Source organism: Streptomyces lanatus, assembly GCF_014655715.1.
In the GTDB taxonomy this organism is placed as follows: Bacteria; Actinomycetota; Actinomycetes; order Streptomycetales; family Streptomycetaceae; genus Streptomyces; species Streptomyces lanatus.
Window position 1 is genome coordinate 306,203 of the sequence record NZ_BNBM01000006.1, and the last position, 23,799, is coordinate 330,001.

Consider the following 23,799-nt stretch of genomic DNA (forward strand, 5'->3'; position numbering starts at 1 on the left):
GACCTATATAAGGAGTGGCCGTGGACGCACAGCAACGGCTTATGGTGCTCTGACGGCCCGTGGGAAAAGCTGACGGCATACAAAAGACATGCACAGCTGAAGCGCACCGGCCATGAACAACCGTGAACGGGCGTGACCGAGTGCGACCGATATCAGCAGCCGTGGATCAATAGGAGAGAAGCTGTGAGCACCGAGAACGAGGGCGCCGCGGTACCACCGGCCCCGTCCGCACCCCCCGTGCCGGCGGATGCTCCTGCTGCTCCGGCATCCCAGGAGCGCCCGGCTCCCGAGCCCGACGCCGCACCGACGACTCAGCTTCCACCGGTGCCGGATGCCGCCCCGGCGAGTTCGAACGGGACGCAGCCGTACGCCGCACAGCCGTACGCCGCGCACGACGCCGCCGACGGAGCCGCCGGCGGGGCTCAGCCGCCCGCCTCCCAGCCGGCCTTCTCCCAGGGCTCGGCCCCCGACGCCTCCTGGCCGCCTCCGCCGCCGCCCGGCACGCCGTCGTACGCCGAGATGGGTGCCGTCGCGGGTGGTGCCGGTGGCGGTGCGGGTGACGCGGGCGGCGCCGGTGGCGCAGGTATGGGCCCCGGGTGGGGTGCCGCCTACCAGCAGCCGGCGCCGAAGTCCGGCCGCGGGCGAGGCGGGCTGCTCACCGCGGTCCTCATCGCCGCGCTGGTCGCGGGCGGCCTGGGCGGCGGCCTCGGCTACACCCTGGCCAAGAACGACGAGAACACCTCCTCGACGACCGTCGCGGCCTCCGACAGCGGCGGCTCCCTCAAGCGCGACCCGGGCACCGTCGCGGGCGTCGCGGCCAAGGCGCTGCCGAGCACCGTCACCATCCAGGCCGAGAGCAGCGCGGGCGAGGGCGGCACCGGCACCGGCTTCGTCTTCGACACCGAGGGCCACATCGTCACCAACAACCATGTGGTGGCCGACGCGGTCGACGGCGGCAAGCTCACCGCGACGTTCCCGAACGGCAAGAAGTACGACGCCGAGGTCGTCGGCCACGCGCAGGGCTATGACGTGGCGGTCATCAGGCTCAAGAACGCCCCGTCGGGTCTGAAGCCCCTGACGCTCGGCGATTCCGACAAGGTCGCGGTCGGCGACTCCACGATCGCGATCGGCGCCCCCTTCGGCCTCTCCAACACCGTCACGACGGGCATCATCAGCGCCAAGAACCGCCCGGTGGCCTCCAGCGACGGCACCGGCAGCAACCCCTCCTACATGAGCGCCCTGCAGACGGACGCCTCGATCAACCCCGGCAACTCCGGCGGCCCGCTGCTGGACGCGCAGGGCAATGTCATCGGCATCAACTCCGCGATCCAGTCCGCCGCCAACGGCCTCGGCGGCACCAGCCAGTCCGGCTCGATCGGCCTCGGCTTCGCCATCCCGATCAACCAGGCCAAGTACGTCGCCCAGCAGCTGATCAAGACCGGTGAGCCGGTCTACGCGAAGATCGGCGCCTCCGTCTCCACGGAGGACACCACCGACGGCGCCAAGATCGTCGACCAGCGCACCGGCAGCGCGGACCCGATCGAGTCGGGCGGCCCCGCCGACAAGGCCGGCCTGAAGCCCGGCGACGTCATCATCAAGCTCGACGACCGGGTGATCGACTCCGGCCCGACCCTGATCGGCGAGATCTGGACGCACCAGCCCGGCGACAAGGTCACGATCACTTACGAACGCGACGGCAAGACCCACACGACCGAACTCACGCTGACCTCCCGCAAGGGCGACAGCTGACCCGACGACGGCCACGCGCGCGTACCGCGGATTCCCTTTGAGGGCCGCCCACGCGCGCGTGCCGCCCGCTCCCGCGGAAGCCGTCACCTCCGGGCACCCCCGGGGCGTTGGGAACCACGTCCACCACGTCCACGACGTCCACCAGGTTCACCGATAGTCCCTACACCCGAATGGACTATCGTGCCTTCTCGACCTGGACTGTTCGCGAACGGGAAGCAAGTGCGCGAAGGGAAGAGCTGGATGGGGGGCGGGCGCACGGTGTCCGATCTTGGGCGGCTCGTCGCCGACCGGTATCTGCTGGTGGAGCGGGTGGGCAGTGGCGGCATGGGCACCGTGTGGCGGGCCGAGGACAGGCTCCTCGGCCGTGATGTGGCCCTGAAGAAGCTGCACATCCCGCCGCACCTCCAGGACGACGAGGTCCGGACCCTCTACGAACGCACCCGCCGCGAGGCCCGCAGCGCCGCCCGGATCGCCCATCCCAACGTGATCGTGGTGCACGACGTGCTCGACGACGAGGGCCTGCCCTGCATCGTCATGGAGTACATACCCTCGCTCACCCTGAGCGACGTACTCAAGCAGCGGGGCGCACTGCCACCCGCCGAAGCCGCCGCGATCGGCCGCGCCATGGCCTCCGCCCTGCGCGCCGCCCATGACGCCGGCGTCCTGCACCGGGACGTCAAGCCCGGCAACGTGCTGCTCGGCGACGACGGGCGGATCGTCCTCACCGACTTCGGGATCGCCATGGAGTCGGGCACGTCCTCGCTGACCAAGCCGGGCGAGTTGATCGGCTCCATCGGCTACCTGGCGCCCGAGCGGCTGCGGGGCGCCCGCCCCGAGACCAGCCCCGCCAGTGACCTGTGGGCGCTGGGGGCGACCCTGTACCAGGCGGTCGAGGGCCAGGGCCCGTTCCGCCGGAACACCGCGCTCGAAACGGCGTACGCCATCGCCACCGACCCGTACGAGCCCCCGCGCAGCGCCGCCGGACTGACCCCGGTGATCGACGGTCTCCTGGTCAAGGACCCCGAACAACGCATGGACGTGCACGAGGTCGAACGCCGCCTCGCTGACCTGGTCGGCACGGCGACCGCGCCCCTCGATCCGCCCACGCGCCAGGACCGCACACCACCACCGGCCGCGGACAGAGGTGGCGCTCGTCGCGGCCGTACGGTCGCGCTCTCGGCCCTGGCCGTGACGCTCGTGGCCTGTCTCGTCGGCGGCGCGGTGTGGTGGCTCGACGGCAGGTCCGAGAAGCCGTCCGGGCACGCGTCCGCCTCCGAGGCGACCACCCCCGTCCCGAGCACGAGCCGCAGCGCCGGCGTGCCGCCGCTGCCCGCCGGCTACCACTTCGAGAAGCCGACCGACGACCTCTCCGTGCCCGTCCAGGACGGCTGGAAGGCCAAGACGCTGGCCGGCGGCGAAGTCGTCTACATAGACCCGTCGGAACTGGTGGGCCTCAGGGTCAACGTCATCGAGTTCGCGGGCACCGATCCGCTGCGTCACTGGCGGGAGACGGAAGAGGAACAGACCGCCCGCGACAACGCCAACTACGAGCGGGTGCGGATGGCCGAGACGACCTTCCGCGGACGGCCCGCCGGATACTGGGAGTTCACCTTCGACGGCCGGGCACGCGCGTACCGCGCCGCAGAGCTGGCCTTCGCGAACACCCACGGCACCCAGTACGTGATCTACCTGTCCGCCCCGGACGCCGACTGGCACAAGTACCGCCCGGTCTTCGACGCCGCGCTCAACGGCCTCCGCCTCAAGGACAGCACCTGACCCCCTGCACACCCCACGGTGCCGGTACGCTGTACCCGCTCCGCCCCCGGCGGGCCGGAGCGAGGTGGGTTGCCCGAGCGGCCTAAGGGAACGGTCTTGAAAACCGTCGTGGCAGCGATGTCACCGTGGGTTCAAATCCCACACCCACCGCAGGTGAATGGCCTCTGACCAGGCAATATGGTCGGGGGCCGTTGCCTTGCCCGCTGCCCGCCGGACCCCGCCATTCCCCCTGGTTTCCCGCTCTATCGGGCACGGATGGGGCACGCGGAGGGCACGCCTGAGGCTCGGTTTCCAAAGATCCAGTAGGCGGGCAACCGCCTGCCCGCTAACGGTTGATCGGGATCTCGTAGACGATCTCGCAGTGAGCGGCGGGCACGACGATGTCCGCCGTCTCAACCGGGCGACCCTGGTCGCTGTAGTACGTCCGGCGGATGTGCGTGACGAGTGCGGCCTTCTGAATGCCGAGTAGTGACGCCTCCTCGGCGGTCGCCTGCCTCGGCTCGGGCTGCTCCACGGCATGGCTGACCGTGACACCGATCGCGGCCATCCGGTTCACGACTCCGGCCCCGGCGTGCGGGCCTCCCTCGGGGAGGACCACCAGCGTGCCGGCGGTGAGGTCGTACGGCTCCCAACTCGTCGACAACTGGATAGGCCTGCCGTCAGCCAGGAACTCGTACGTCGTCCGGACGCACAGCTCACCTTCGGCGATGCCGAGCCGCGCCGCGATGTCATCAGGCGCCGGCACCTTGGCGTCCGTCCGGCTCTCCCAGTCGCCCTGCCTTCCCACGGCCTTCATGTCCGCCCGGAACGGTGACCCGTTGGGCTGCTCCCGCGCCGACGACCGCACGACCCGCACCCGATGCCGGGGCTCGGCGACGTAGGTACCGGAACCCGCGCGGCCTTCCAGCACACCCTGGGAGATCAGCAACTCCTGAGCCCGCCGAACCACGTTCTCGCCCACGCCGCACTCCTGGCCGATCTGGGCGCGGGAGGGGAGGCGGTCCCCCGGCTCCCACACGTGCTCCGCGATGCGTCGCCGTAGTTCGTCGGCGATGCGGAGATAGGGCGGCTACTCAGGCATATGGAAAATCTAGTCCACTAGCTCTAATCTAGTTAACTAGCTTCACTCAAAGTGATCGCTGGTGACGGAGGCTGCCCTGTGCCCGCTTCGGGAGTTAGCGCGGCGGCCATCGCCGCCCGGCTGTCCGTCCTCGGGCTCCTCACACGAGTGGAGGAACACCCCCGACATACGTCGGTCGTGGCGGAGGTGCCGGAATCGGTCTCCGCCGAGACGTGGCGGGAGGCCTTAGAAGTGGTGGCCGAGGCGGATCAGTTCGGGCTCCTCGCCACCAGCCTGAGCGGCCGCACCCTCTGGGCGGTCGTACGCAAAGCGGTCCCCACGACGGGCGATGTCGGGGGACCGAGCCATCAGCGATAGGAGCTGAGCAGCGTGCTCAACCGTATCCGCCGCGCCGTCTTCCTCACCAGGGCGCGCTACTTCCCCAAGGGCAGGCACCGCCGCCCCTTAACGCCCGCCTGGCTGTCAGCCTCGTCCGCCTCCCCTGCGTCTGCTGACGCGTCAACAGTCGTCGTGGAAGGGGCCTTCATCGGACCGGACCATCGACACTCGCTCAGGGGCGAGGACATCGCGCTCGTCCGTCCGTATGTGCTGGCCTGGGAGAGGCGTGTGCGGGCGCGCTCCGTGGTCATCGCTCCGTACCTGCCGGCCGATGCCTGGTCGACCCTCGCGGGGGTCAACTGATGCCTTCTCGACAACGGCTGCCCATCACCGACGCCTCGGCTGGCCCCTACCGCTCGATCGCCTGCTGCATCGGCACGCACCCCGCCTGCGCGGAGTCCTCCCCGGCAGCGGCGCCGGTCGACCTCCCGGTGATCTACGAAGCGTGCGACTGTCCGTGTCACTCGGCATGCGACCAGCCCACGCAAGCGGAGGTGGCACGGTGAACGAACGAGCCCTCGGCGGCGCGCTGGTCTCCAACATCGAGGTCACGGCAGCGACCGTGCAGCGCGGCGACATCATCCAACTCGGCGGCCAGGCTTGCCGGGTGGGCGATCTCTTCCAACTGCCCCAGGGAGCCAAGCAACTGGTCTTCGAGTCGGGCGAGCTGCTGACCATACACACGCGTACTCGGCTGGTGGCCGTGCGGACGCTGAGAAGGCGGTGACCGGGGCCGTGCCATCTCGCCACCAGGACATCGCCGATGACCTCCGGAACCAGATCACGACCGGCCGTATCCAGCCCGGCGAGCGTCTGCCGTCCGAGGCCGACTTGGCCGACCGGTACAAGGTCAGCACCGTGACGCTGCGGAGAGCCCTCGCGGTGCTCCAGGGCGAAGGGCTCGTCGAAAAGATCCACGGCAAGGGGAACTTCGTCCGCCGTCCTCGCCGCAAGATCATGTACGTCGGCGGATGGGGAACGCTGGACCCGTGGACCGCTGCCGAACCGGCTCTGCGTGTCACCGTTCGCAGCACCACTGTGCAGGCTCACGGGCATCTCACAACCTTGCTGAAGGTGCCCGTGGGCAGTCCTCTCGCCGAGTTCTCCTGCGTCAGCCACGCGGGAGAGTCACCGCACGGGCTGGCCCGCGTCTACATCCCGCGCGACCTGGCACCCGTCGGAGACCTCGACGACACCTCCTCATGCTGGGAGGCGGCCACGAGATTCGCGGTCCTAGGCCCGCCGCCGGCCGCTGTCCGGGAGACGGCATGCGCCCGCCCACCGACACCGGACGAAGCCTCGACACTCCGGATCGGTCACGCTGCGCCAGTCCTCGGGATCACGCGCGTCGCAACCGACGTCACCGGGCGAATCGTCGAAGCCGCCCTCCTGGTGTTCCCGGGGGACCGCGTCGACGCGGTTCTCGCCACCCACCACATGACCGACGAGAGGCAGATCCAAGCATGATGGCTCGGAACGAACTGCGGCTTCTCCCGTGGTCGGGTCCGGAGGGCAAGCCCTGCTACCTGAGCACCGACGACCAGGACGGCTACATGTCCCAACTGGCGGACAACATCGAAGCCGTCCAACTCGGCGCGGCGGCCGAACTGCTGGAGCGGGCCTCCGAAACCCTCGACGACCAGGACGCGGGCCCGGAGGACGTACTACGGCTGGCGAAGGAACTGACCGAGGCTTTGCGAGACGTACTCCGCATCGCCACCAGCCGCGGTCACCTTCTCACAGTGAACGAACAACACGGCATCTGGCAAAGCGGCTGACAACGGCACGTGCCGACCCCGGCCTCCATTGAATGAGGGGAAGGGAGTCCGGGACAAACCCGGGTTCCCTTCCCCTCACGGGCGGCGAGTCGCCGAGGCGGGCGCATGCAGCGGCCTCGCTCGAACGTCTCTCGAATGAGACGGAAAGTGAGACGGCAGAGTTCTGAGTACGGTGTGAGGAAACTGCCGATCACCGAAAAGAATCAAACGAGTAATAGCGGGCATAACTGGTCACTCCGTTGCCGATTCGCGACAGTGAGTGACCTAACACTGCCAGATCGCTAGGTTCCTTTCATGCTCCTTGCCATCTGCAAGGCGACCTTGGGGGGATCATGAGCGAGCCGACCGGAAGTACTCTGAGTCCCGCTGGGTTCTGGGCCTACCAGAAGGAATCGTGGCGCAGCCTTGCCCTCTCAATCAGGCAGGCGTACCGCAATCGCCGTGGTGGAGTTGTCGCAACAGTCGCCGCTGTGCTGGCACTTCCGGCAGGAGGTGGGTTCTTGTTCTGGCCCCACAGCGACGACATCCACATCACTTCACACGACGACAGCAAGGACGTGGTGATTCCTCGCTGTGTGCAGAGCCTGCGAGGTAGCGGAGCTCTCCCGAAGGGCCATCACCTCTGGATCGCGGTCGAGTTCCCGAACAAGGCGGGAGACAACCGCGTCGTCTTCGCCCGCGAGGCCACCATGCGTAGCGGACGCTGGCACGCGGAGCAGATCAACGTTGGTGGTCCCGGCCACATCGGGAACATCTATACGCTGACGGCCGTCGATGTCGATGGACTGACTCACGAGATGCTCGCGACAACGGTGATCGACATGTACGGCAGCAAGGCTGACACGCTCTCCGCCGGTGCCGATCTCTGGAGGTTCTCTTCCCACGGCTATCCCACAGGCGCTCGACCACGCGACGAAGTCAATGTCAGTCGGGGCACCGACCAACGATCCTGTGCCGAGATCGCCGACGGGCAGCGAGCGAAGCCCTGACGGGTGATCCCTTCTTTCCTCAGTGCCGACCTCAGCTTGGGAAGCTGACGTGATCTGGGGCTCGCTGCCGGGCTGACCTGCGGTGCAGTGGTGCGGCGCCTAGGGACCGGTCCGCTGGTTCCCCGGTGGGCCCCGTGGTTCCCCGCACAATCTGGCACGGGTCTGGCATGCGTGAACTGCATGAGGACGGTCTTGAGCGCTAACTGACAAAGCGCGGGCATGAGATGGCCAACCGTTGCTAGCCTTCTGCACGTGTCACAGGAAGCCGAGCCGGGGAACCCGCCTGAACAGAGCCACATGATCCTGCTCCCGATCAGGCTGCATGAGAACCGCACCGTTGAAGGTGTCAACTTCGTGCCGTCTCCGTGGGGTGCTCCCCTCGCTATGGCAATGAGGGGCAAGGATGAGGATAGACAGCCCTGGCTTGCTATCGCCAACGAGACTCCGGTCAGTTGGCTCCGTGTCGGCGCGCCGATTCCCAAGGCGGAATTGGAAATCCTCCACCTGCAACGGCTCGCTACTGATCATAGGTGCTCCACAGGTGGCGAACTCTACGAGGCGATAGACCCGGTTGCCCCCGGTGAAGATCCCCCTGACATTTATACACACGTGGCCGGAAATAAGATCGGCTGGGAACTGACAGCTTTCAGCAATTCCAGCCGAAGGTACGCTCAGGCTCTCTTCTTTGAGGTCTCCAAGCGACTTGCACCACAGCAAAGGCATCGCATCGGCCATCTGACTGGCTACCACATTTCCATGTGGTTCGGTGCTGCTGATGATCCTGCCGGCCTGCCTTTCAAGGCCAATAAGCAGAGTGCCTATGAGCGGTTGATTGATGCCCTCGTGACGCATCGTCCAGATCCAGACCAATTCACGGTTCAAGGATCTCAGCCCCCTATGCAGGTAACTGGCGCTGACCCAGTAAGAACACCTGACGATGTCAACTTCATGTCCATTCCGCTACTCGGAGGTGCTCCCGCATCTGGGTTGTTCGCAATGACCGGGGTGAGCGTGGGGTTGGCTTTCCAGTCGGACCATGTGGCACCGCTTGAGTGGGCTAACCTGCGAAAGATCGTCAAACGGAAAGACAAGCCCACCAATGATCGTCTCCTGATTTCGGCTGGAGCTCCGGATGCCATGGGCAGATGTTTCGTCGCTGAAGAGGTTCTAGCCCATTTCATGCTCGACAATCCGGAAGGCATTTCGGCGAATCACTTGTCGTCCGTAGTTTTGCATTTCTGGAGCACGGGTCAGGCTTTTGAGTTGATGGGTTCTGAACCTGTGGAGTTGTGGCCTGCGGTGTATCAAGGCTTCAACCCGATGGCACACCCATTCGTCCTGTCGCTGTAGATCCGCGGCTGCCATGACGTCCTCACCCGCGAAGCCTGTCACGCACTGGTCGGCGCCGCCGAAATCGCTAGCAGCAAGCTGGAAGTGGGCCATGACAGCATGCTGGAGTATCCCGTGCCAGCAACTCCTGCCGGCAAGCCCAGCAGTCTGAGGCGGCGAGGCTTAGATCGGTAGCTGTGGTTACGCGGGCGCTGCACAGCCACAACTGATCATCGGTGGCCGTGACCTGCGGCCGTCTTGCCGATCAACGTCCTGACCTGCTGCTGAGCTGTCGTTAGTTGTCGGCGTTGGTCAACGTTGAGCGCCCTTCCACGGCCCGAGGACGGCCCGGGAGGGCGCTTTTGCTTTGGCCGCGGCCAAGCGCAGCGACCGCGCCGCTGATCCGGCCACTCCCGTCTTAAGGTAACGGTTGATCAGTAAAACTGACTCTCAGGCCTCTGAGACGGCATACTTGCCGCATGCAGAAGCCGGGTGCTCAGCGGGGAAATGCAGAACGAACGCAACTGAAGATAATCTCCTGGCGGCTTGTCATTACATCGTTCCTAACGGCGTGCGCGATCACTGCCGTTACGACGTGGATTCTAGTTATAGAGGCGGACTCTAGAAGCGCAGACGAGGCGAAAATCGCCGCCGTGAAGATTAGCGCGATCCGGACAGGGCTAAGCGTGGGAGCGGGCGCTGGGGGAGCAATGGCTCTGCTGCTAGCAGCCCGCCGACAGTGGCTTGGGGAACGCTCTCAGTTGCATCAAGAGGAGGTTTCTGAGAATGAAATTATGGACGCGACGGAGAGGAGGATAACTGATCTATACGGAAAGGCGGTGGATCAACTTGGAAGCGAAAAGACTGCAGTGCGAATCGGCGGTATTCTAGCCCTTGAGAGGTTGGCGCAGGCGAATCCTGGACACAGGCAGACGATTACTGAAGTAATTTGCGCCTATCTGCGCATGCCGTTCCCCGTCCCATCTTCTGTCGATCTCAGCTCTGCGACTCCGTACACGCTGCAGAATGAAGTATTAGACGATGAGCAGAAACAGGAGATGCAGGTTCGGCTGACAGTTCAGACCGTGCTGCGGCGCCATTTGTTGGATTCATCCAAGAGTGACGGAGAGTTTTGGGCCGGTCTTCGACTGGATCTTACCGGAGCTTCGCTTATTACCTTCAATTTGTCCAACTGCGAGTTCGATGAGGGCATGTTCAATCACGCCAGTTTTGTAGGCACCACAAGGTTCGCTGAGTTAAAATCTGGGCGCAGTGTAAGTTTTCGGGGAGCCAATTTTCACGGTTTCGCGGATTTCGAAAAGTGCCATTTTTCCGGCCAGGTACGGTTTGATGAAGCAAGCTTTGCAAGGCCCTGTGAATTCAGTGAAGCAAACTTTGACCTAGGTGCACGCTTCGACAGAGTCAAATTTCACAAAGAGGCAGTCTTTAAGGTGGCTAATTTTCATGACGTCACCGTGTTTGATGGTGCCGAATTTTTGGAAGCGGCCGTCTTTACTCGCGTAGATTTTGTCTCGGACGTTCGTTTCTTTCGAGTGGTATTTGCGAACCAGGCGCGGTTCTTGCAGGCAAGATTTCGTGGTCCTGTGACTTTTGGTGCCGCCAAGTTCGATAAGGATGCGATTTTCGGAGCGGCGCATTTCGAAGGCCGCGTGCGTCTTCGCGACTCACAGTTCGCCGGAGGTGTATCGTTCAAGGAATGTCGATTCAATTCGGGAGCCTCGATTTACGACACGGTTTTTAGGGGTGATGTCTCATATAGAGACGCCGAGATGGGGAAAGGTGTCACATTTAAGGGGGTAGCGTTTGAACAGAAGGTAACATTTACGGCTCCGCAGGGTGGGCGGACTATTAATTTCCATAGGGTTCTCTTCAATGGGCAGACTGTTTTCCTAAGGTTTGATGGGTGGGCAGTTAGGTTTTGGGACTGCTCGGTGGAGAGTCCTGGTAATATGCGATCTGTGCCTTACGGTTGGGTAATTTCGAGTGGGATGTTGCCGTCTGGGCGGCATGAAATAGTACGCTGGAACGCACCGCTCGTTCTGCCATAGGTGATGCGGGAAGACAAGCAAGGGTGCAGCGCAGCAAGCTCGCAGGTGTGTGCATAGGTCGGTGGAGCGGCTTTGGGCTGGAGCTGCTTTGGGGCGAGTGATCATGGCCCCGTAAGCTTCCGGCGCGTCGGGCAGTCTGTGGACCTGCCCGTTAAAGCACGACGTTGGGGCCATGATCTTCGAGGCTCGCCCCAAAGTGGCTGCCTAAAGCCGTGGAGCCGACCGCCCCAGCCACAGAGGGTGTCTCCCACTTCATGCCCGTAGCTCGCCAGCGCGCCGCCGGGCGCGGCCAGCCGGGGCGCAGACAGGAGGCAGGCCGCGCCGTCGAGGCGGCGCGCGCCCGCGCCGTGCGCGGGCCTTGATGAACGTAGGGAAAGTCCTATCCCGCTGGGACCAGGTGCTTGCCGTCGTGGCTCCGTACGTGTGGGCCGTTGCCGTCCAACGCGTCCAGGAGGCGGATGGCGAATGCCTCGGACATGCGCTCCGTGACTTCCGAAGGCGTGAGCCAGGAGACGGCCGTCGATTCGCTCGACGTGCGCTCCGTGCCGCCGGACGGCTTGCAGCGGAAGACCAGGGCCACGATGCCTCGGGTCATGTTTTTGTAGACCCCGGTGAGCTCGTCCACCTCGACGTGGATGCCCGTCTCCTCTAGGACCTCGCGAGCTACGCCGGCCTCCGGGGCCTCGTCGAGTTCGAGTACGCCGCCGGGGAGCTCCCAAGTGCCGTTGTCGGCACGGCGGATAGCCAAGAGGCGGCCGTCCTCGCGGACCACCACGCCGGCCACGGACACCGAGTGCAGCGGTGGTGTGGAGGTCGCTTCCCGTGATGTACTCATGTACAGGAGCATAGGAGGAAGAGAAGGACCATGGGAACCGCGGTAGGAGGAGAGCGGTCCGTACCTCGGTACGTGCAGATCGCTGACGAGATCGTGCAGCAGATCAGGGCCGGCGTCCTCAAGCCCGGTGAGATGGTGCCGAGTGAGTCTGAACTCGTCGACCGCTATCAGGTCTCGGGTGGGACGATTCGTAAGGCCATGGTCGAGGTTCGTGCGAGCGGGCTCGTCGAGACGCGGCACGGCAAGGGCTCGATCGTGAAGGACCGGCCGCCGGTTCGGCATCGGTCATCCGATCGCTTCCGGCGCTCGCACCGCCAGGGCGGCAAGGCCGCCTACCTCGCAGAGTCGGCACAGTCCGGCGCCATGGCCAAGGTGAGCGTCCTCTACATCGGGCCGATGGACGCGCCCGAGGACATCGCTGCGCGGCTGGACGTTCCCGCCGGCACTCAGGTGCTCGCCCGGCGTCGCCTGTACTTCCGTAACGGCACGCCCGTCGAGACCGCGACGTCGTACCTGCCGTGGGACGTCGTCAAGGACATCCCCGAACTGTTCGCCGAGAACCCCGGTGGCGGTGGCATCTACGCCCGACTCGAAGAGCACGGGCACGAGTTCGCCGAGTACGTCGAGACCCTGCAAGCGCGCCCGGCCTCCAAGGCGGAAGCGTCGGAACTGGCGCTCAGTCCTGGCTCCCCGGTGGTTCATCTGGTCCGAAACGCCGTGACGATCGAGGGTCGTGTCGTGGAGGTCTGCGACACCCTTATGGCCGCTGACCAGTTCGTTTTCGAGTACCGGATCCCTGCCGCCGACTGACGCGCGCTCAACTCTCTTCAACCCGTCGCGAGTTCTTCGTAGCGACGGGTTGACTCATGTATAGGAGTCAGGCACTCTTCTTCATGAAACTCATATACATGAGTGACGGAGTTCAGCATCTATAGAGGAGTGAACTGCTGTGCGTCAGATTCCCGTCGACACCTCCGCCGCGACCGTGATGGTCGCCAAGAACCCGCAGGTCAAGATCAAGGACCGCCGTACTGGCGAGATCGCGACCGACGCCGAGACCGGCGCCAAGCTGATGACCGTGGACGTGATGTTCGCGGCCAACGAGGAGGTGGAGATCCTTTCCATCACCGTCCCGGAGACCGGCATCTCCGGTGAGCTGACCATGGGCACGCCAGTCGCGCTCACCGGTCTGATCGCCCGGCCGTGGGAGAACGAGTTCAACGGGCAGAAGCGGCATGGCATCGCGTTCCGCGCGGTCGCCGTGACTTCGCTCGCCGCTGCTGCCGTAGAGCCCCAGGCGGCCTGATCATGACCGGCTTCACGGTCGCGCTGGTGCTGGTCGTCGCCACTGCGGGTCTCCTGCGGTGGCGGCGCCCCGCCTGGTACTGGCTGACCTTCGGCGTCACCTTCGCCACGGTGCGGGTCCTGGTCCGCTACGCGTCGGTCATGGATGCCTGCGGGTTGACCGTCCCGCCCTCGCGCTGGCGTCTCGCACTTGCCCGGGCCACCAATCGGCCCGTACCGGAGTCCCGGGCTCCTCGGATCCTGCGGCTGCGGCCGACCCGGACCGGCCTGGTCCTACGGCTCAAGCTCCGGCCCGGACAAGACGCGTTCGACCTCGCGGCGGCTTCCGATCGGCTTCGGCATTCCTTCTCGATGTACGGCGTCACCTCCCGTGAACTGCGCTCCGGCGTCGTCGAGTTACGGATGACTGGTTACGACGTACTCAAGCGGGTGCAGATGCCTGCCAAGGCCGACACGCGTCCGATGCGGGTCCCGGTCGCCCTGCGTGAGGACGGCTCCATCCACTACCGCGACTACCGAGAGGTCCCCCATGCACTGACCCTCGGCGCCACCGAATCCGGCAAGTCCGTCTACCAACGCAACCTCGTCGCCGGGCTCGCCCCGATGGACGTGGCGCTCGTCGGGATCGACTGCAAGCAGGGAGTGGAGCTGTTCCCGCTGGCTCGCCGGTTCTCCGCGCTCGCCGACAACCCCGACACCGCCGTCGAACTCCTTGATGCGCTGGTCAAGCGCATGGAAGGGGTCTATCGGATCATTCGCGCCGAGCAGCGGATCACCGCCGATGTTCCGGATGCGGAGATCGCCGCTGGCATCTGGGACCTGCCCGACGAGCTACGGCCGACTCCCATCGTGGTCCTGGTCGACGAAGTCGCCGAACTTGCCCTGTTCGCCACCAGGGAAGAGGAGAAGCGCCGGGACCGAATCGTCACCGCGCTGGTCCGACTCGCCCAGCTCGGCCGCGCCGCCGGGATCTACCTGGAGATCTGCGGGCAGCGCTTCGGCTCCGAACTCGGCAAGAGCATCACCATGCTCCGTGCCCAGCTCACCGGCCGTACCGCCCACCGCGTCAACGACGAGACCTCCGCCAACATGGCCTTCGGCGACATCGCCCCGGACGCTGTCCTGGCCGTTATCCAGATCCCCGCCGATATGCGCGGCGTCGCCATCACCGGTGACTCGACGGGTGGTTGGGCCCGCATCCGTGCCCCGCACACGACGCTGCGGCATGCGGTCAACATCTGTAACCGGCACGCTCACCGCACTCCGGAACTCCCTGAACTGGCCCCCTTCCGGCCTGTGTTGACGGGCACCTCGGCGGGCTCGGCGCCGCTGTCCAAGGCCGCTCCGGCGACGGCCTGATCCCTCCTGCTCGACGGTTGGCGCGACCCCTTCGCGCCAGGTCCCTACCCCCTCCACGCCTGAAGAAGGGAGAACCCCGCCATGTGCCCCCGCTGCGAGGACATCGTCCGTACGTTCGTGATGCTCGGTGATCTCGCCCTGTACGCCGAGACCTCCGGGGCTGACCTCGGCTTCGTGGACGCCGTGAGTGCGTCTCTGGCCGCGTCCCTGCCGGAGCCGCCGCCCGGTCTCCTCCCGCCCGGCTACGACCCGAGCGACGGTCCCGACCATCCCGGACAGGGATCCTGATGGCCCGCACCGGACTCCGCGTGGACGCCGTGCTCGTTCAGGCCGTTATCGCGGGCGCCCTGTCCTTTGCCCACCTTCACGACCTCGCCGCTGCTGCCGGACAGGACGGCTGGAAGGCATGGGCCTACCCGATCAGCGTCGACCTCCTGCTCGTCGCGGCCTGGCGACGGCTGCGCTCGGACGGTCCGTCCCGGCTGGCCTGGTGCTGGTTCCTGATCGCGCTGTTCGCCTCGCTCGGCGCCAACGTCGCCACTGCCGGATTTCTCGACCTCAAACACCCTCCGGCCTGGCTGCGCTTCGGTATCGCCGGGTGGCCTGCCCTCGCCTTCCTCGGCGGCACCCTCCTCGCCCACTCAGCCGGAGACCGGGTGCCGGATCCGCCGGCACCCGCAACGCCCGCAACCCAACGAACGCCCGCGACCCCTGTATCCGAGCCCGCTCCCAATTCTGAGCCCGCCTCGGCCACCGCACCCGAGGAAACTCCGGCGCTCCCAGTCTCCGCCCCGGCCCCGACCCCCGCCCCGACTCCCACCGTCGCGGTCCCGGCCGCCCTGGTCGACCACGCCCGCAAGGTCGCCGACGACCACCACACCCGCACCGGGACTCGGATCGACACCGAGACCCTGCGCGCCCGCCTCGGCGTCCCGTCCCACCTCGCCGATGCCATCGCCGCACAACTCGCCTGACCAGGAAGGAGAACCACCCACCATGCCCGCCCGCGACCACTTCCACTCCGTCATGCGGATCGGCCCCGTGCAGATCGGCACCCACCGCGACCGCAACGGCCAAACCAAGCACGCCGCCGTCTGCACCGCTGACCGCTGCGGCTGGTCGTCCGACTTCTCCAGCTCTTCGGCCGCCCAGCTCGCCGCCCGCACCCACCGTTGCAAGGTCCGCTAGGAGGCCACCGTCCATGGACGTCCCGCTCTGGTTCGCCCTGCTCGCCGTCGGCTACCTCGGCGTCAAGCTCATCCGCCCACCCGCCTGGCTCATCGCGGTGCTTCTGCTCGGCGGCTTCCTCCTCGCCGACAGCGTCCTGGCCCCCGCCATCAACAGCCTCGTCAAGTAGCCCGTCCTGAAAGGAGCTCAACGATGTTCCGCCCCAAGGTGCCGACCAACCCGATGCCGACTGGCATCGTCACCCCGTCCACGGTCGTCCAGTCGGCAGCCGTCGTCCCGAGCACTCAGACCCCGCCGTCTGCCCCCGCGGTCCCGGCTCCGTCCCGGCCCAGAGTCCAGCTCACGCCCGGTGCCTTGGTCACTGTCGTCGGTGGCGGCACGGCCGTGGTCCTGGTCGTCGGCGCCGTCCTCGTCTCGATGCTCCTCGCGGTTGCCGTCACCGCCGTCTCGCTCACCATCTGCGCCCTGGTGATCCGCTCCCTGATCGCCTCCGAGGGCAAGCACCGCTGACCGGCCCCCGGGCGGCCCTGATACCGCCAAGCATCCGCCGCCCGGGAGCCGTGCCCCGCTCCGATCTCGCAACCGGAAGGAACCCCCAGCATGACCGACCGAAGCGCCCCGCCGCCCCTCATCTGCTCCAGTTGCGACGGCTTCGCCTCCGTAGCCATCACCCTCGGCGGCCGCGACCGGCACGGACACCTGCGCACCATCACCGCCCACTGCCCGGCCTGCAACGGCCTGGGCGCCATCCGCCCGCCGCGTACGCGGGAGGGTGCCCATGCCTGACACGCTGCTCGACCCGACCACCCTCGGCGACCTGCTGAGGGTGGCCTCGGCCGACGACTTCGACCGCTGGCACGACCAGATTCGCCGCACCGGTGGCTGCGCCGAGCCGATCCACCTGACCGGCTGGACGCTCACCAAGGACAAGGCGACCGGCGAGACCCTGCATCACTACTCCACCGAGAACGAGCCGGGCGGACGTCTCCGCGTCGCCTGCGGCAACCGTCGCGCCTCCCGCTGCCCGGCCTGCGCCTGGACGTACGCGGGCGACACCTACCACCTCATCCGCGCGGGACTGGCCGGAGACGACCGCCGCGACATCCCCTCCACCGTCCGCGACCACCCCCGCGTCTTCGCCACCCTGACCGCCCCCTCCTTCGGTCCCGTCCACAATCGTCCCGAACGAGGCACCTGCCGTTGCGGCACCCGCCACCCGGTCGACGATCCCGCCCTCGGTACCGCCCTCGACCCGACGACGTATGACTACGCGGGCGCCGTCCTCTTCAACAACCACGCGGGCGACCTGTGGCAGCGCTTCACCACCCGCCTACGCCGCGAGATCGCTGCCCGCGCCGGACTCACCCGTCGCGAGCTCCCTGACCATGTACGCGTCTCGTACGGCAAGGTCGCCGAGTTCCAAAAGCGCGGCGCCCTGCACTTTCACGCCGTGATTCGCATCGACGGCACCGAGGGGCCCGACGCCCCGCCGCCTTCCTGGGCGACTGTCGACCTCCTCACCGACTCCATCCGTGCTGCCGCTACGCACTCCTACACCTCGGTCTCGGTGCCGGCCGTTGAGGACCAGCCCGCCCGGACGTTCCGCTGGGGCACTCAGCTCGACGTCCGCCCGGTCAAGGCGTTCGGCGACGGCTCCGACATCACCGAACAGGCCGTTGCCGCCTATGTCGCCAAGTACGCCACCAAGGCCGCCGAGACGACCGGCACCCTCGATCGCCGTATCGGCGAACTCTCCGAACTCGACCGCCACCAGGTCCCCGACCACACGCGTCGGCTCATCACGGCCTGCAAGGAACTCGATCCCCTGTACCCGGACCGCCGCCTCTGGGCCTGGGCCCACATGCTCGGCTTCCGCGGCCACTTCTCCTCCAAGTCCCGCCGCTACTCCACCACCCTCGGTGCCCTCCGACAGGCCCGTGCCGACTACCGCGCCGCCCAAGAACGCCAAGCCCTCAGCCTCGACGACCGCGAGCCGGACACTGCTCTGGTCCTGGCCGACTGGCAGTACGCCGGACGAGGCCACACCCCTGGGGAATCCGCCCTCGCCGCGAGCATCGCCCGAGATCTCCAGCTCAACCGCGAAACCGCCCGCGAAGCACTGGCCGCGCTGCCCGATGAGGGGGAGTGGTGACCATGGACCAGCTCCTCACCGTGCACCAGGTTGCCGAGCGTCTGGGGACCGGCGTGCGCTTCCCGCGCCGTCTCGTCGAGGAACGCCGCATCACCTTCGTGAAGGTCGGCCGGCATGTCCGCATCCCCGAGAGCGCCGTAGACGACTACGTCACCGCCAACACCGTTGAACCGATTCTCCTGCGTCCGACGGGCCTGAGGAGGGCTGCCTGATGGCCGGCAAGCGCAAGTCCCGCCGGACCTTCGGCCGGATCCGTAAACTGCCCTCCGGCCGCTTTCAAGCCCGGTACCCCGGGCCCGACGGTGTGCTCCGGCCTGCGGACCGGACGTTCGCCACATCGACGGACGCCGATCGATGGCTCGTGCGGAAGCGCATCGAGATCGAAGAGGGACGCTGGCTCGACCCTGTTGAGGGGCAGACGACCGTACGTGACTGGGCGGCCCGCTGGCTCGCTGCTGTGTCGCCGCAACTCAAGCATAAGACTCAGGCGTCGTACCGGTCCCTGATCAACTCGCTCATCAATCCGGCGCTCGGGGATCGTGAGGTGTCGAGCCTCCGGCCGATCACGATCGCTGAGTGGGTCGGCGGCATGAAGACCAAGGGACTCAGCGCTTTGTGCATCCGGCAGGCGTACCGCGTCCTGTCCCAGGTAATGCGGTCTGCCGTCGACAACGACATGATCCCGCAGACCCCGTGCCGGGGGATCAAGCTGCCCCGTATGCCGCAGACGGAGCCGCACATCCTCACCCCGCTCGAAGCTTCCCGGATCGTGCGGAGTGCGGCCAAGCCGCATGACCTACTGATCGCGCTACTCGCATACGCGGGCCTGCGCGTCGGCGAGGCCTTCGCCCTCCGCCGTATGGACATCGACGTACCCCGTGGCTTCGTCACGGTCGACGAGAACCTGGCCGAAGCCAACGGTGCCTTGGTCTTCGACACTCCGAAGTCGCATCAGAAGCGGCTCCTTCGCGTCGGCCCGTCGCTTGCGAAGCGGCTCGGCAAGTATCTGGAGACGTTGCCCGGCGGCGATGACGCGCTCCTGTTCAACACACCTGCGGGCAAGCCGCTCCGCTACAACCAGTGGCGCAAGGCGTACTTCGACCCCGCGGTCTCGGCGGCCGGGCTGACCGACGTGACCCCGCATGATCTCCGAGCCTCGCACGGGACTTGGGTCGCCGACAAGTACGGCGTGATGACCGCCGCTCACCGACTCGGCCACTCGAACGCGAGCGTCACGACTCGGCACTACGCTCGGCCCGTCGCTGGCCGTGATGACCAGGTGGCCGAAGCGTCGGACTCCTGGCTCAGCGGAGACGAGCCCGCCTTTGGGGGACGGGGCGGGAACGACGATGACGATGACGGCTCAGTCGGGGCACTCGCACCCGTCTGAACCGAGGTGGAGCATCCCGCCTGACAAGCTCGTTGGACGTCCCCGCATCCGCAGGCCAAGGGATGTCACTGCAGAACGGGTGTCTCTACCGGAGGCACCCGTTCTGCAGCATCCGGTCCCACTCGCATGGTTCGAAAGCCACGCAATCGCGGCCAGAACTGGGGGAGAAGCTCAAGATGACGGTGCATTCTTTGCGTGCGTGCGTGCCAAGTGCGGATGTTGCTCGGTGACACGGTCGAATGCCCTCTGTACCCGTTCGGCATCCGAGCCGGGCTCGAACACCGAGGCCACTAGTTCTTCCCGAGCATCTGCGGCGGCGCGTACCTTGCGAGCGCTTAGGACAGCAAACTCGGGCATGCTCATGCCCGCTTGGTACGCGCCCTTGATAGCGACCTTCACGCACTCGAACAAGTAGTCCTCGCCGCCGCAGATTTCGAGCTGACCACGCCGCTCAAGCTCTGCGGCAACCTGTGGAACACCCACGGGCTTGCCTGCCTCGTGGAGGTCCATGATCGCCTGGTGGATCAGACCGTTCCTGCTGATGAAAGCGCTGGGCAGGGAGGTTGGAGGAACCCTGCCTGACGGCGACGCGTGTTCGTTCGCTGACGGTGGCGTGCTAACGCCAGATGCCGGCGTGGAGACAGAACCTGAGGCATGTGCCTTATCCCATAGAGCCTTGAAGCGGTTGACCTCAGTCTCGGCTACAAGGCGGGGCCGAGCTTGGTGAGCTAGCTGCTCAACAACCACTTCGACCACGCCCCACGACGGCAGAGTGGGTTTTACGAAGGCGTGGTGGATGTTCGTATGGCTGACCACCTTCCCCACTGCCAGGTAGAGCTTCCGGGCTGAGGGAAATCCAGCCTTGCCATGCAACGCGTGGAGTTCGCGGTTGAAGACCCGAAGGGGTCCTTCAGGAAGCTTTGGCCTAAGCCACTGCGGCACGTGTAGTCCCCCTAGCCGTCTCCCCCATATGACCTACCTATGATGTCACCCAGCGTCATGGTCCGTCAGAAACTGTAAGAAATCGCGAAAGGCTGTCAGAGGCCGTCATCCAAGGCCAACTGCCGCTGAGGCTGATCCAAGGCACCTACCTGGAGAGGCAAATGGATCACATCAGTACACGCACCCTTCTGCTTACGCTCGTCGGGGTCTTCACGGTCTACTTGGTCTTGCAGCATCCGTCCATAGGAGCGGCCCTTGGGGTGGCCGTCGCGATGGTGACCCTTCTCCATGAGCTGCTACGGAAGTAGGCCGAGCATCTGCGTGGACCGGGTCCGTGACCTGGGTGGTGCAACCAGTTGACTGTCGCTTACCCGCTCGATGGCGAGGGTCTACCACCCGGCACTACGCCCGCCGGTCCCCGGCGGTGATGACCAGGTGGCCGAAGCGTCGGACTCCTGGCTCAACGGGCACGACCACGACGATCACGAGCCTGGGGCACGTAGCGGGCACGACGACGATGACGCTGGCTCCGCCGGGGTCCTCGCACCCGTCTGACCAGCGGCGGAGCAACCCGCGCTCATGATCGCCGAAAGGTCTTGAAAACCGTCGTGGCAGCGATGTCACCGTGGGTTCAAATCCCACACCCACCGCAGTGACGCAGAGCCTCTGACCAGCACGATCGGTCAGGGGCTCGTGTCGTGTCCCGGGTCTTCGGGTTGTTGGGCGCGTAGCAGGCGGAGCTGGCCGATCTCCGCGACGTTCTTCATCAACTCCGCGTTCGCCCAGCCGATCATGTGGGCGACGGTGTACTGCGGGTCGTCCAGCGGGGGAAACGCGGCGGTGGCGTCCAGGCCGGCGTCGTCGAGCCCGTCCAGGGCCGCCAGCCAGTCCGTGCGCAGGCCGCGCAGCCAGGTGACGGTCGTCTCCGCGTCGCCGGGCCAGGTGATGTCGGTCCGCTCCCGGAGCGGGCGGCCCACCAGGTGGTCCGTGGCCACGCTCCACCACCAGCCGATGTGCCAGCTGAGCCAGGCGATGGTCGGCACGGGCACGGGATCCGGCTCGGTCTCCGCCCAGTCGGGCACCCAGGTGCCGTCGGCGGCCCGGTGGACGGTCCAGGAGTGTGGCCCCGGTTCCCAGAGGAAGTCCTCGGGGCGCAGCCGGTCGAGGTGGTATTCGAACAGCGCCCAGGTCAGATCGAACTGTCGGCGCAACAGTTCATGTCGCGAATCACTCACCGACCGACCTTGCCCCGTGGCGTCGTAGCGCAGCAAACGATTTCCCGGCCCTCACCTCACCACGGCCCGCGCACCTCCAGGTCCCTCGCCAGCCCCTCCCAGTCGACCTCCCGCAACGCGTCCTCCGCGTCACAGCCGCGCGGCACCCGCGTGGTGGGCTGGAACCACACGATCGTCAGGGCGGAGCGACGCAGAACCGGGTCGTGGTTGTGGTCGTGGCCGAGGGCCGTGGAGCGGAAGGCGCCGACGCAGGCCACGGCCGGCAGCACCTCGACCGGGCCGCACGCGCCCGCGTACAGGTGCGGATACTCGCGCGGCGGCGGCACGAGGTGCACCGGCACGGACGGGTGGTCCCCCTCCGCGGCGCGGACGAGGCTGCTGATCCTCAGGTCGTTGACCGACTTGCAGGGGTAGCCGTCCAGCATGCCGCCGTCGCCGTTGCCGTACGTCGAGGAGAACCGCAGCGCGGCGAGGTCCAGCGAGCGGCCCGAGGTGAGGATGACGCGCGCCAGCGACATGGTCGGCTCTTCAGTGCGGTGGTGCATCGAGCTCCCGTGCGTTTCCGGGCCGGTCGGTCGCCCGACTTCATCAAGGTGGTTCGGGTGGTTCGGGTGGTTCGGGTACGTCCGTCAAGGCCGGTGTCCCGTCATCCGTGCCGCCGACGCGATCGTCGCGCGGGCCTCGCGTTCGGTCAGGCCGGTGTTGAGGGCCGCCTCGACGAGCGGTTCGACCAGGGCGGGGCCGATGCCGTCCTCGTAGGCGCGGCAGGCCGCCCAGAACAGGCGGGTGTTGCGCTGGCCCTCGTGCGCGGCGAGCACGAACTGCACCAGCCCTTGGCCGTGTCCGCCGGTCGACGGGGGCGCGGGGTGGTGCGCGCGAGGTGGAGGGAGCAGAAGGCGCAGGAGGGCGCGCGGGCAGGGCGCGGGGCCGATGTGGGATGTGCCGGGCGCCGTGCTGTAGACGCCGTGATCGGTGCGGGAGCCGGGGCCGACGAGATAGCCGCCGGCACCCCGGATGTCGATGCCGGGCGCGAGACGGCCCGCCGAGTTGGGGACGACGACATCGGCGGGGCCCGTCAGCCAGAGGTGGCGGCCGCCGCTCGGGGTCAGGACGACCACCGTGGGCGGGATCGTGAACAGATGGCGCAGCGCCAGTTCGCGCAGGGCCGCCGAGGAGTCCGTACCGGATTTGGTGTCGAGGTCGATGCCGATCAGCTGGTGCGGGGGCAGGCCGCAGGCGATGCCGTAGCCCGTGGCCCAGGGGGCGGCGGCGAAGAGTTCACGGATGCGGGCGGGGTCGGAGGAGGCGTCGTAGACCCCGTGTCCGAGGCGGCCGCACTCGCCGTGGCAGGGGGCGGGGTCGGGGTCGTCGCGGTGGGGGGAGCGCAGGGCCGGGAGTTTCGTCCGGGACAGGGGGATGACGGCCAGTCCGCGCTCGGCGGCTGACAGGGCGTGTGCGAGGGCCAGCGTCGTGGCCTGCCGGTCGGTGGTGGCCATGAGTCCATGTTCGTACAGACGTTCGAAAAAGGAAAGGGGGATTGGCCGCGACCTGCCGGCGACTCGCCGGTGCGGGGAGATTGGCCGGAACAGCGCCGGAACCTTTCACCCCTTGTGCCGCTTGAGCCGCTTGTGGCGGAGCTGTCCCGTACTGCCCTGCCCTGGGGGTTGGAAGTGGCGAAAGGGGTTTATCGACTTGTCATCACGCTTGAGGGCGAATCGGGGCTTCCGGGGTGGTTCGCCGGGGATTCGGTGGGCAACTCTGATCTCGCGACGTCGTGAACGACTCCGGGGCGGTCGGCCAACTGCCTTGGAAACAGCCGTACTTCATGCATCACCAATGCGCCCGGCGGGGAGCCTGGGCGCACCTGTTCTGGAGGAACAACATGGCAAGCATCCGTACTGCCCGCGTCATCGCAGCCGTCTCCGCCCTTCCGCTCGCGGTCGCCCTCTTCTCCGGCGTCGCGACGGCGGACAACGGCGCCATCGCGGACAACGGATCCAGCGCGTCTGTCACGGAGACGGAGGCCGCTCAGGGCCTCATCGGCAGCGGGGTCGGCGGCGACAACTGGGGCAACTCGTCCACCACCCAGCAGCAGGCGACCGGCTCCGGTGCCTCGAACCAGAGCAACACCGCCCAGGTCAACGGCTCCGCCTTCACGTCGGTCAACCAGGGCAACGACAACACGTCCGTCAACTTCACCCCGCTCTGGTGGTGAGCTGAGAGGGCCGGTGCTCCGGTGCTCAG

Annotated in this window: 29 protein-coding genes and 1 tRNA gene; 24 read left to right on the top strand and 6 right to left on the bottom strand. The window is 66.8% G+C overall.

All coding sequences use genetic code 11. From position 1 onward, the window contains the following. Positions 1–183: 183 nt before the first annotated feature. From IE325_RS18800 to IE325_RS18810, 3 genes are all read left to right on the top strand, one after another. Positions 184–1,749 (top strand): S1C family serine protease, encoded by a 1,566-nt coding sequence (locus tag IE325_RS18800; protein ID WP_190071096.1) that lies wholly within the window; start codon positions 184–186, stop codon positions 1,747–1,749. Positions 1,750–1,989: 240 nt separating this feature from the next. Then, positions 1,990–3,525 (top strand): serine/threonine-protein kinase, encoded by a 1,536-nt coding sequence (locus IE325_RS18805; RefSeq protein WP_229911868.1) that lies wholly within the window; start codon positions 1,990–1,992, stop codon positions 3,523–3,525. A 63-nt stretch (positions 3,526–3,588) separates the two neighbouring features. Beyond that, positions 3,589–3,675, top strand: a tRNA-Ser gene (locus IE325_RS18810). Positions 3,676–3,850: 175 nt separating this feature from the next. Here IE325_RS18810 and IE325_RS18815 read toward each other — a convergent pair. After that, complete coding sequence (locus tag IE325_RS18815) at positions 3,851–4,579, bottom strand: GntR family transcriptional regulator (RefSeq protein ID WP_229911885.1); 729 nt, start codon at positions 4,577–4,579, stop codon at positions 3,851–3,853. 105 nt (positions 4,580–4,684) lie between these two features. Here IE325_RS18815 and IE325_RS46110 point away from each other — a divergent pair, with 105 nt between their 5' ends. The 8 genes from IE325_RS46110 to IE325_RS18850 all read left to right on the top strand — a co-directional run bounded on the left by IE325_RS46110 (position 4,685) and on the right by IE325_RS18850 (position 11,149). Next, positions 4,685–4,963 carry a hypothetical protein gene (locus tag IE325_RS46110; RefSeq protein ID WP_229911869.1) on the top strand — a complete coding sequence of 93 codons (279 nt, stop codon included), beginning with the start codon at positions 4,685–4,687 and terminating at the stop codon, positions 4,961–4,963. Positions 4,964–4,975: 12 nt separating this feature from the next. Next, positions 4,976–5,287, top strand: a complete 312-nt coding sequence (locus IE325_RS18820) for a hypothetical protein (RefSeq protein WP_190071097.1) — start codon at positions 4,976–4,978, stop codon at positions 5,285–5,287. Between the two features lie 166 nt (positions 5,288–5,453). Next, a complete protein-coding gene (locus IE325_RS18825; protein WP_190071098.1) occupies positions 5,454–5,711 on the top strand; it encodes a hypothetical protein in 258 nt (85 codons plus the stop codon). Further along, positions 5,708–6,451, top strand: a complete 744-nt coding sequence (locus tag IE325_RS18830; RefSeq protein WP_190071099.1) for a GntR family transcriptional regulator — start codon at positions 5,708–5,710, stop codon at positions 6,449–6,451. The genes IE325_RS18825 and IE325_RS18830 overlap by 4 nt, the downstream gene beginning before the upstream one ends. Beyond that, positions 6,448–6,762 (top strand): hypothetical protein, encoded by a 315-nt coding sequence (locus IE325_RS18835; protein WP_190071100.1) that lies wholly within the window; start codon positions 6,448–6,450, stop codon positions 6,760–6,762. Before IE325_RS18830 ends, IE325_RS18835 begins: the two co-directional genes overlap by 4 nt. A 332-nt stretch (positions 6,763–7,094) precedes the next feature. Further along, complete coding sequence (locus IE325_RS18840) at positions 7,095–7,751, top strand: hypothetical protein (RefSeq protein ID WP_190071101.1); 657 nt, start codon at positions 7,095–7,097, stop codon at positions 7,749–7,751. A 252-nt stretch (positions 7,752–8,003) separates the two neighbouring features. After that, positions 8,004–9,101: a hypothetical protein gene (locus IE325_RS18845; RefSeq protein ID WP_190071102.1), complete on the top strand. Its 1,098-nt coding sequence runs from the start codon at positions 8,004–8,006 to the stop codon at positions 9,099–9,101. A 458-nt stretch (positions 9,102–9,559) separates the two neighbouring features. Continuing rightward, positions 9,560–11,149, top strand: a complete 1,590-nt coding sequence (locus IE325_RS18850; RefSeq protein WP_190071103.1) for a pentapeptide repeat-containing protein — start codon at positions 9,560–9,562, stop codon at positions 11,147–11,149. Positions 11,150–11,528: 379 nt separating this feature from the next. Here IE325_RS18850 and IE325_RS18855 read toward each other — a convergent pair whose 3' ends face one another. After that, on the bottom strand, positions 11,529–11,996 hold the full coding sequence (locus IE325_RS18855) for an NUDIX hydrolase (RefSeq protein WP_190071104.1): 468 nt from the start codon (positions 11,994–11,996) through the stop codon (positions 11,529–11,531). An 18-nt stretch (positions 11,997–12,014) separates the two neighbouring features. Here IE325_RS18855 and IE325_RS18860 point away from each other — a divergent pair, with 18 nt between their 5' ends. The 12 genes from IE325_RS18860 to IE325_RS18915 all read left to right on the top strand — a co-directional run bounded on the left by IE325_RS18860 (position 12,015) and on the right by IE325_RS18915 (position 19,378). Further along, positions 12,015–12,794, top strand: a complete 780-nt coding sequence (locus IE325_RS18860; RefSeq protein ID WP_190071105.1) for a GntR family transcriptional regulator — start codon at positions 12,015–12,017, stop codon at positions 12,792–12,794. A 139-nt stretch (positions 12,795–12,933) separates the two neighbouring features. After that, on the top strand, positions 12,934–13,290 hold the full coding sequence (locus IE325_RS18865; RefSeq protein WP_190071106.1) for an SCO3933 family regulatory protein: 357 nt from the start codon (positions 12,934–12,936) through the stop codon (positions 13,288–13,290). Positions 13,291–13,292: 2 nt separating this feature from the next. Next, positions 13,293–14,648, top strand: a complete 1,356-nt coding sequence (locus IE325_RS18870) for an FtsK/SpoIIIE domain-containing protein (RefSeq protein ID WP_190071107.1) — start codon at positions 13,293–13,295, stop codon at positions 14,646–14,648. A gap of 81 nt (positions 14,649–14,729) precedes the next feature. Then, entirely contained in the window at positions 14,730–14,936 is a 207-nt protein-coding gene (locus IE325_RS18875; RefSeq protein ID WP_190071108.1) for a hypothetical protein, read from the top strand. After that, positions 14,936–15,622: a DUF2637 domain-containing protein gene (locus tag IE325_RS18880; protein WP_190071109.1), complete on the top strand. Its 687-nt coding sequence runs from the start codon at positions 14,936–14,938 to the stop codon at positions 15,620–15,622. The genes IE325_RS18875 and IE325_RS18880 overlap by 1 nt, the downstream gene beginning before the upstream one ends. Before the next feature lie 22 nt (positions 15,623–15,644). Continuing rightward, positions 15,645–15,836 carry a mobile element transfer protein gene (locus IE325_RS18885; RefSeq protein ID WP_124440314.1) on the top strand — a complete coding sequence of 64 codons (192 nt, stop codon included), beginning with the start codon at positions 15,645–15,647 and terminating at the stop codon, positions 15,834–15,836. Between the two features lie 13 nt (positions 15,837–15,849). Next, the gene (locus tag IE325_RS18890) at positions 15,850–16,005 is read left to right on the top strand and encodes a hypothetical protein (protein WP_190071110.1); all 156 of its coding nucleotides are present in this window, start codon (positions 15,850–15,852) and stop codon (positions 16,003–16,005) included. 23 nt (positions 16,006–16,028) lie between these two features. Further along, complete coding sequence (locus IE325_RS18895; RefSeq protein ID WP_190071111.1) at positions 16,029–16,346, top strand: SpdD-like protein; 318 nt, start codon at positions 16,029–16,031, stop codon at positions 16,344–16,346. A 90-nt stretch (positions 16,347–16,436) separates the two neighbouring features. Next, the gene (locus IE325_RS18900) at positions 16,437–16,622 is read left to right on the top strand and encodes a hypothetical protein (protein ID WP_190071112.1); all 186 of its coding nucleotides are present in this window, start codon (positions 16,437–16,439) and stop codon (positions 16,620–16,622) included. Continuing rightward, positions 16,615–17,988 (top strand): replication initiator protein RepSA, encoded by a 1,374-nt coding sequence (gene repSA, locus IE325_RS18905; RefSeq protein WP_190071113.1) that lies wholly within the window; start codon positions 16,615–16,617, stop codon positions 17,986–17,988. The genes IE325_RS18900 and repSA overlap by 8 nt, the downstream gene beginning before the upstream one ends. Before the next feature lie 2 nt (positions 17,989–17,990). Then, entirely contained in the window at positions 17,991–18,200 is a 210-nt protein-coding gene (locus IE325_RS18910; RefSeq protein WP_190071114.1) for a helix-turn-helix domain-containing protein, read from the top strand. Further along, entirely contained in the window at positions 18,200–19,378 is a 1,179-nt protein-coding gene (locus IE325_RS18915; protein ID WP_190071115.1) for a tyrosine-type recombinase/integrase, read from the top strand. The genes IE325_RS18910 and IE325_RS18915 overlap by 1 nt, the downstream gene beginning before the upstream one ends. Positions 19,379–19,549: 171 nt before the next feature. Here IE325_RS18915 and IE325_RS46115 read toward each other — a convergent pair whose 3' ends face one another. The 4 genes from IE325_RS46115 to IE325_RS18935 all read right to left on the bottom strand — a co-directional run bounded on the left by IE325_RS46115 (position 19,550) and on the right by IE325_RS18935 (position 23,051). Beyond that, positions 19,550–20,320, bottom strand: a complete 771-nt coding sequence (locus IE325_RS46115) for a DnaB-like helicase N-terminal domain-containing protein (protein ID WP_229911871.1) — start codon at positions 20,318–20,320, stop codon at positions 19,550–19,552. A 683-nt stretch (positions 20,321–21,003) separates the two neighbouring features. Further along, positions 21,004–21,555, bottom strand: a complete 552-nt coding sequence (locus tag IE325_RS18925; RefSeq protein ID WP_190071116.1) for a DinB family protein — start codon at positions 21,553–21,555, stop codon at positions 21,004–21,006. Positions 21,556–21,611: 56 nt separating this feature from the next. Further along, positions 21,612–22,100 carry a hypothetical protein gene (locus IE325_RS18930; RefSeq protein ID WP_190071117.1) on the bottom strand — a complete coding sequence of 163 codons (489 nt, stop codon included), beginning with the start codon at positions 22,098–22,100 and terminating at the stop codon, positions 21,612–21,614. A gap of 84 nt (positions 22,101–22,184) precedes the next feature. Next, positions 22,185–23,051, bottom strand: coding sequence for a bifunctional DNA primase/polymerase (locus IE325_RS18935; RefSeq protein ID WP_190071118.1), 867 nt, complete (start codon positions 23,049–23,051; stop codon positions 22,185–22,187). A gap of 386 nt (positions 23,052–23,437) precedes the next feature. Between IE325_RS18935 and IE325_RS18940 the strand changes: the two genes are divergently transcribed. Next, positions 23,438–23,770, top strand: coding sequence for a hypothetical protein (locus IE325_RS18940; protein WP_190071119.1), 333 nt, complete (start codon positions 23,438–23,440; stop codon positions 23,768–23,770). The last annotated feature ends 29 nt before the right edge of the window (positions 23,771–23,799 follow it).

Bases quoted from the DNA above. Each gene is read 5' to 3' on its own strand.
- IE325_RS18805 (WP_229911868.1), top strand. From the start codon at position 1,990: ATGGGGGGCGGGCGCACGGTGTCCGATCTTGGGCGGCTCGTCGCCGAC.
- IE325_RS18825 (WP_190071098.1), top strand. From the start codon at position 5,454: ATGCGACCAGCCCACGCAAGCGGAGGTGGCACGGTGAACGAACGAGCC.
- IE325_RS18835 (WP_190071100.1), top strand. From the start codon at position 6,448: ATGATGGCTCGGAACGAACTGCGGCTTCTCCCGTGGTCGGGTCCGGAG.
- IE325_RS18840 (WP_190071101.1), top strand. From the start codon at position 7,095: ATGAGCGAGCCGACCGGAAGTACTCTGAGTCCCGCTGGGTTCTGGGCC.
- IE325_RS18850 (WP_190071103.1), top strand. From the start codon at position 9,560: ATGCAGAAGCCGGGTGCTCAGCGGGGAAATGCAGAACGAACGCAACTG.
- IE325_RS18855 (WP_190071104.1), bottom strand. From the start codon at position 11,996: ATGCTCCTGTACATGAGTACATCACGGGAAGCGACCTCCACACCACCG.
- IE325_RS18860 (WP_190071105.1), top strand. From the start codon at position 12,015: ATGGGAACCGCGGTAGGAGGAGAGCGGTCCGTACCTCGGTACGTGCAG.
- IE325_RS18870 (WP_190071107.1), top strand. From the start codon at position 13,293: ATGACCGGCTTCACGGTCGCGCTGGTGCTGGTCGTCGCCACTGCGGGT.
- IE325_RS18875 (WP_190071108.1), top strand. From the start codon at position 14,730: ATGTGCCCCCGCTGCGAGGACATCGTCCGTACGTTCGTGATGCTCGGT.
- IE325_RS18880 (WP_190071109.1), top strand. From the start codon at position 14,936: ATGGCCCGCACCGGACTCCGCGTGGACGCCGTGCTCGTTCAGGCCGTT.
- IE325_RS18885 (WP_124440314.1), top strand. From the start codon at position 15,645: ATGCCCGCCCGCGACCACTTCCACTCCGTCATGCGGATCGGCCCCGTG.
- IE325_RS18890 (WP_190071110.1), top strand. From the start codon at position 15,850: ATGGACGTCCCGCTCTGGTTCGCCCTGCTCGCCGTCGGCTACCTCGGC.
- IE325_RS18895 (WP_190071111.1), top strand. From the start codon at position 16,029: ATGTTCCGCCCCAAGGTGCCGACCAACCCGATGCCGACTGGCATCGTC.
- IE325_RS18900 (WP_190071112.1), top strand. From the start codon at position 16,437: ATGACCGACCGAAGCGCCCCGCCGCCCCTCATCTGCTCCAGTTGCGAC.
- repSA (WP_190071113.1), top strand. From the start codon at position 16,615: ATGCCTGACACGCTGCTCGACCCGACCACCCTCGGCGACCTGCTGAGG.
- IE325_RS18910 (WP_190071114.1), top strand. From the start codon at position 17,991: ATGGACCAGCTCCTCACCGTGCACCAGGTTGCCGAGCGTCTGGGGACC.
- IE325_RS18915 (WP_190071115.1), top strand. From the start codon at position 18,200: ATGGCCGGCAAGCGCAAGTCCCGCCGGACCTTCGGCCGGATCCGTAAA.
- IE325_RS18930 (WP_190071117.1), bottom strand. From the start codon at position 22,100: ATGCACCACCGCACTGAAGAGCCGACCATGTCGCTGGCGCGCGTCATC.
- IE325_RS18935 (WP_190071118.1), bottom strand. From the start codon at position 23,051: ATGGCCACCACCGACCGGCAGGCCACGACGCTGGCCCTCGCACACGCC.
- IE325_RS18940 (WP_190071119.1), top strand. From the start codon at position 23,438: ATGGCAAGCATCCGTACTGCCCGCGTCATCGCAGCCGTCTCCGCCCTT.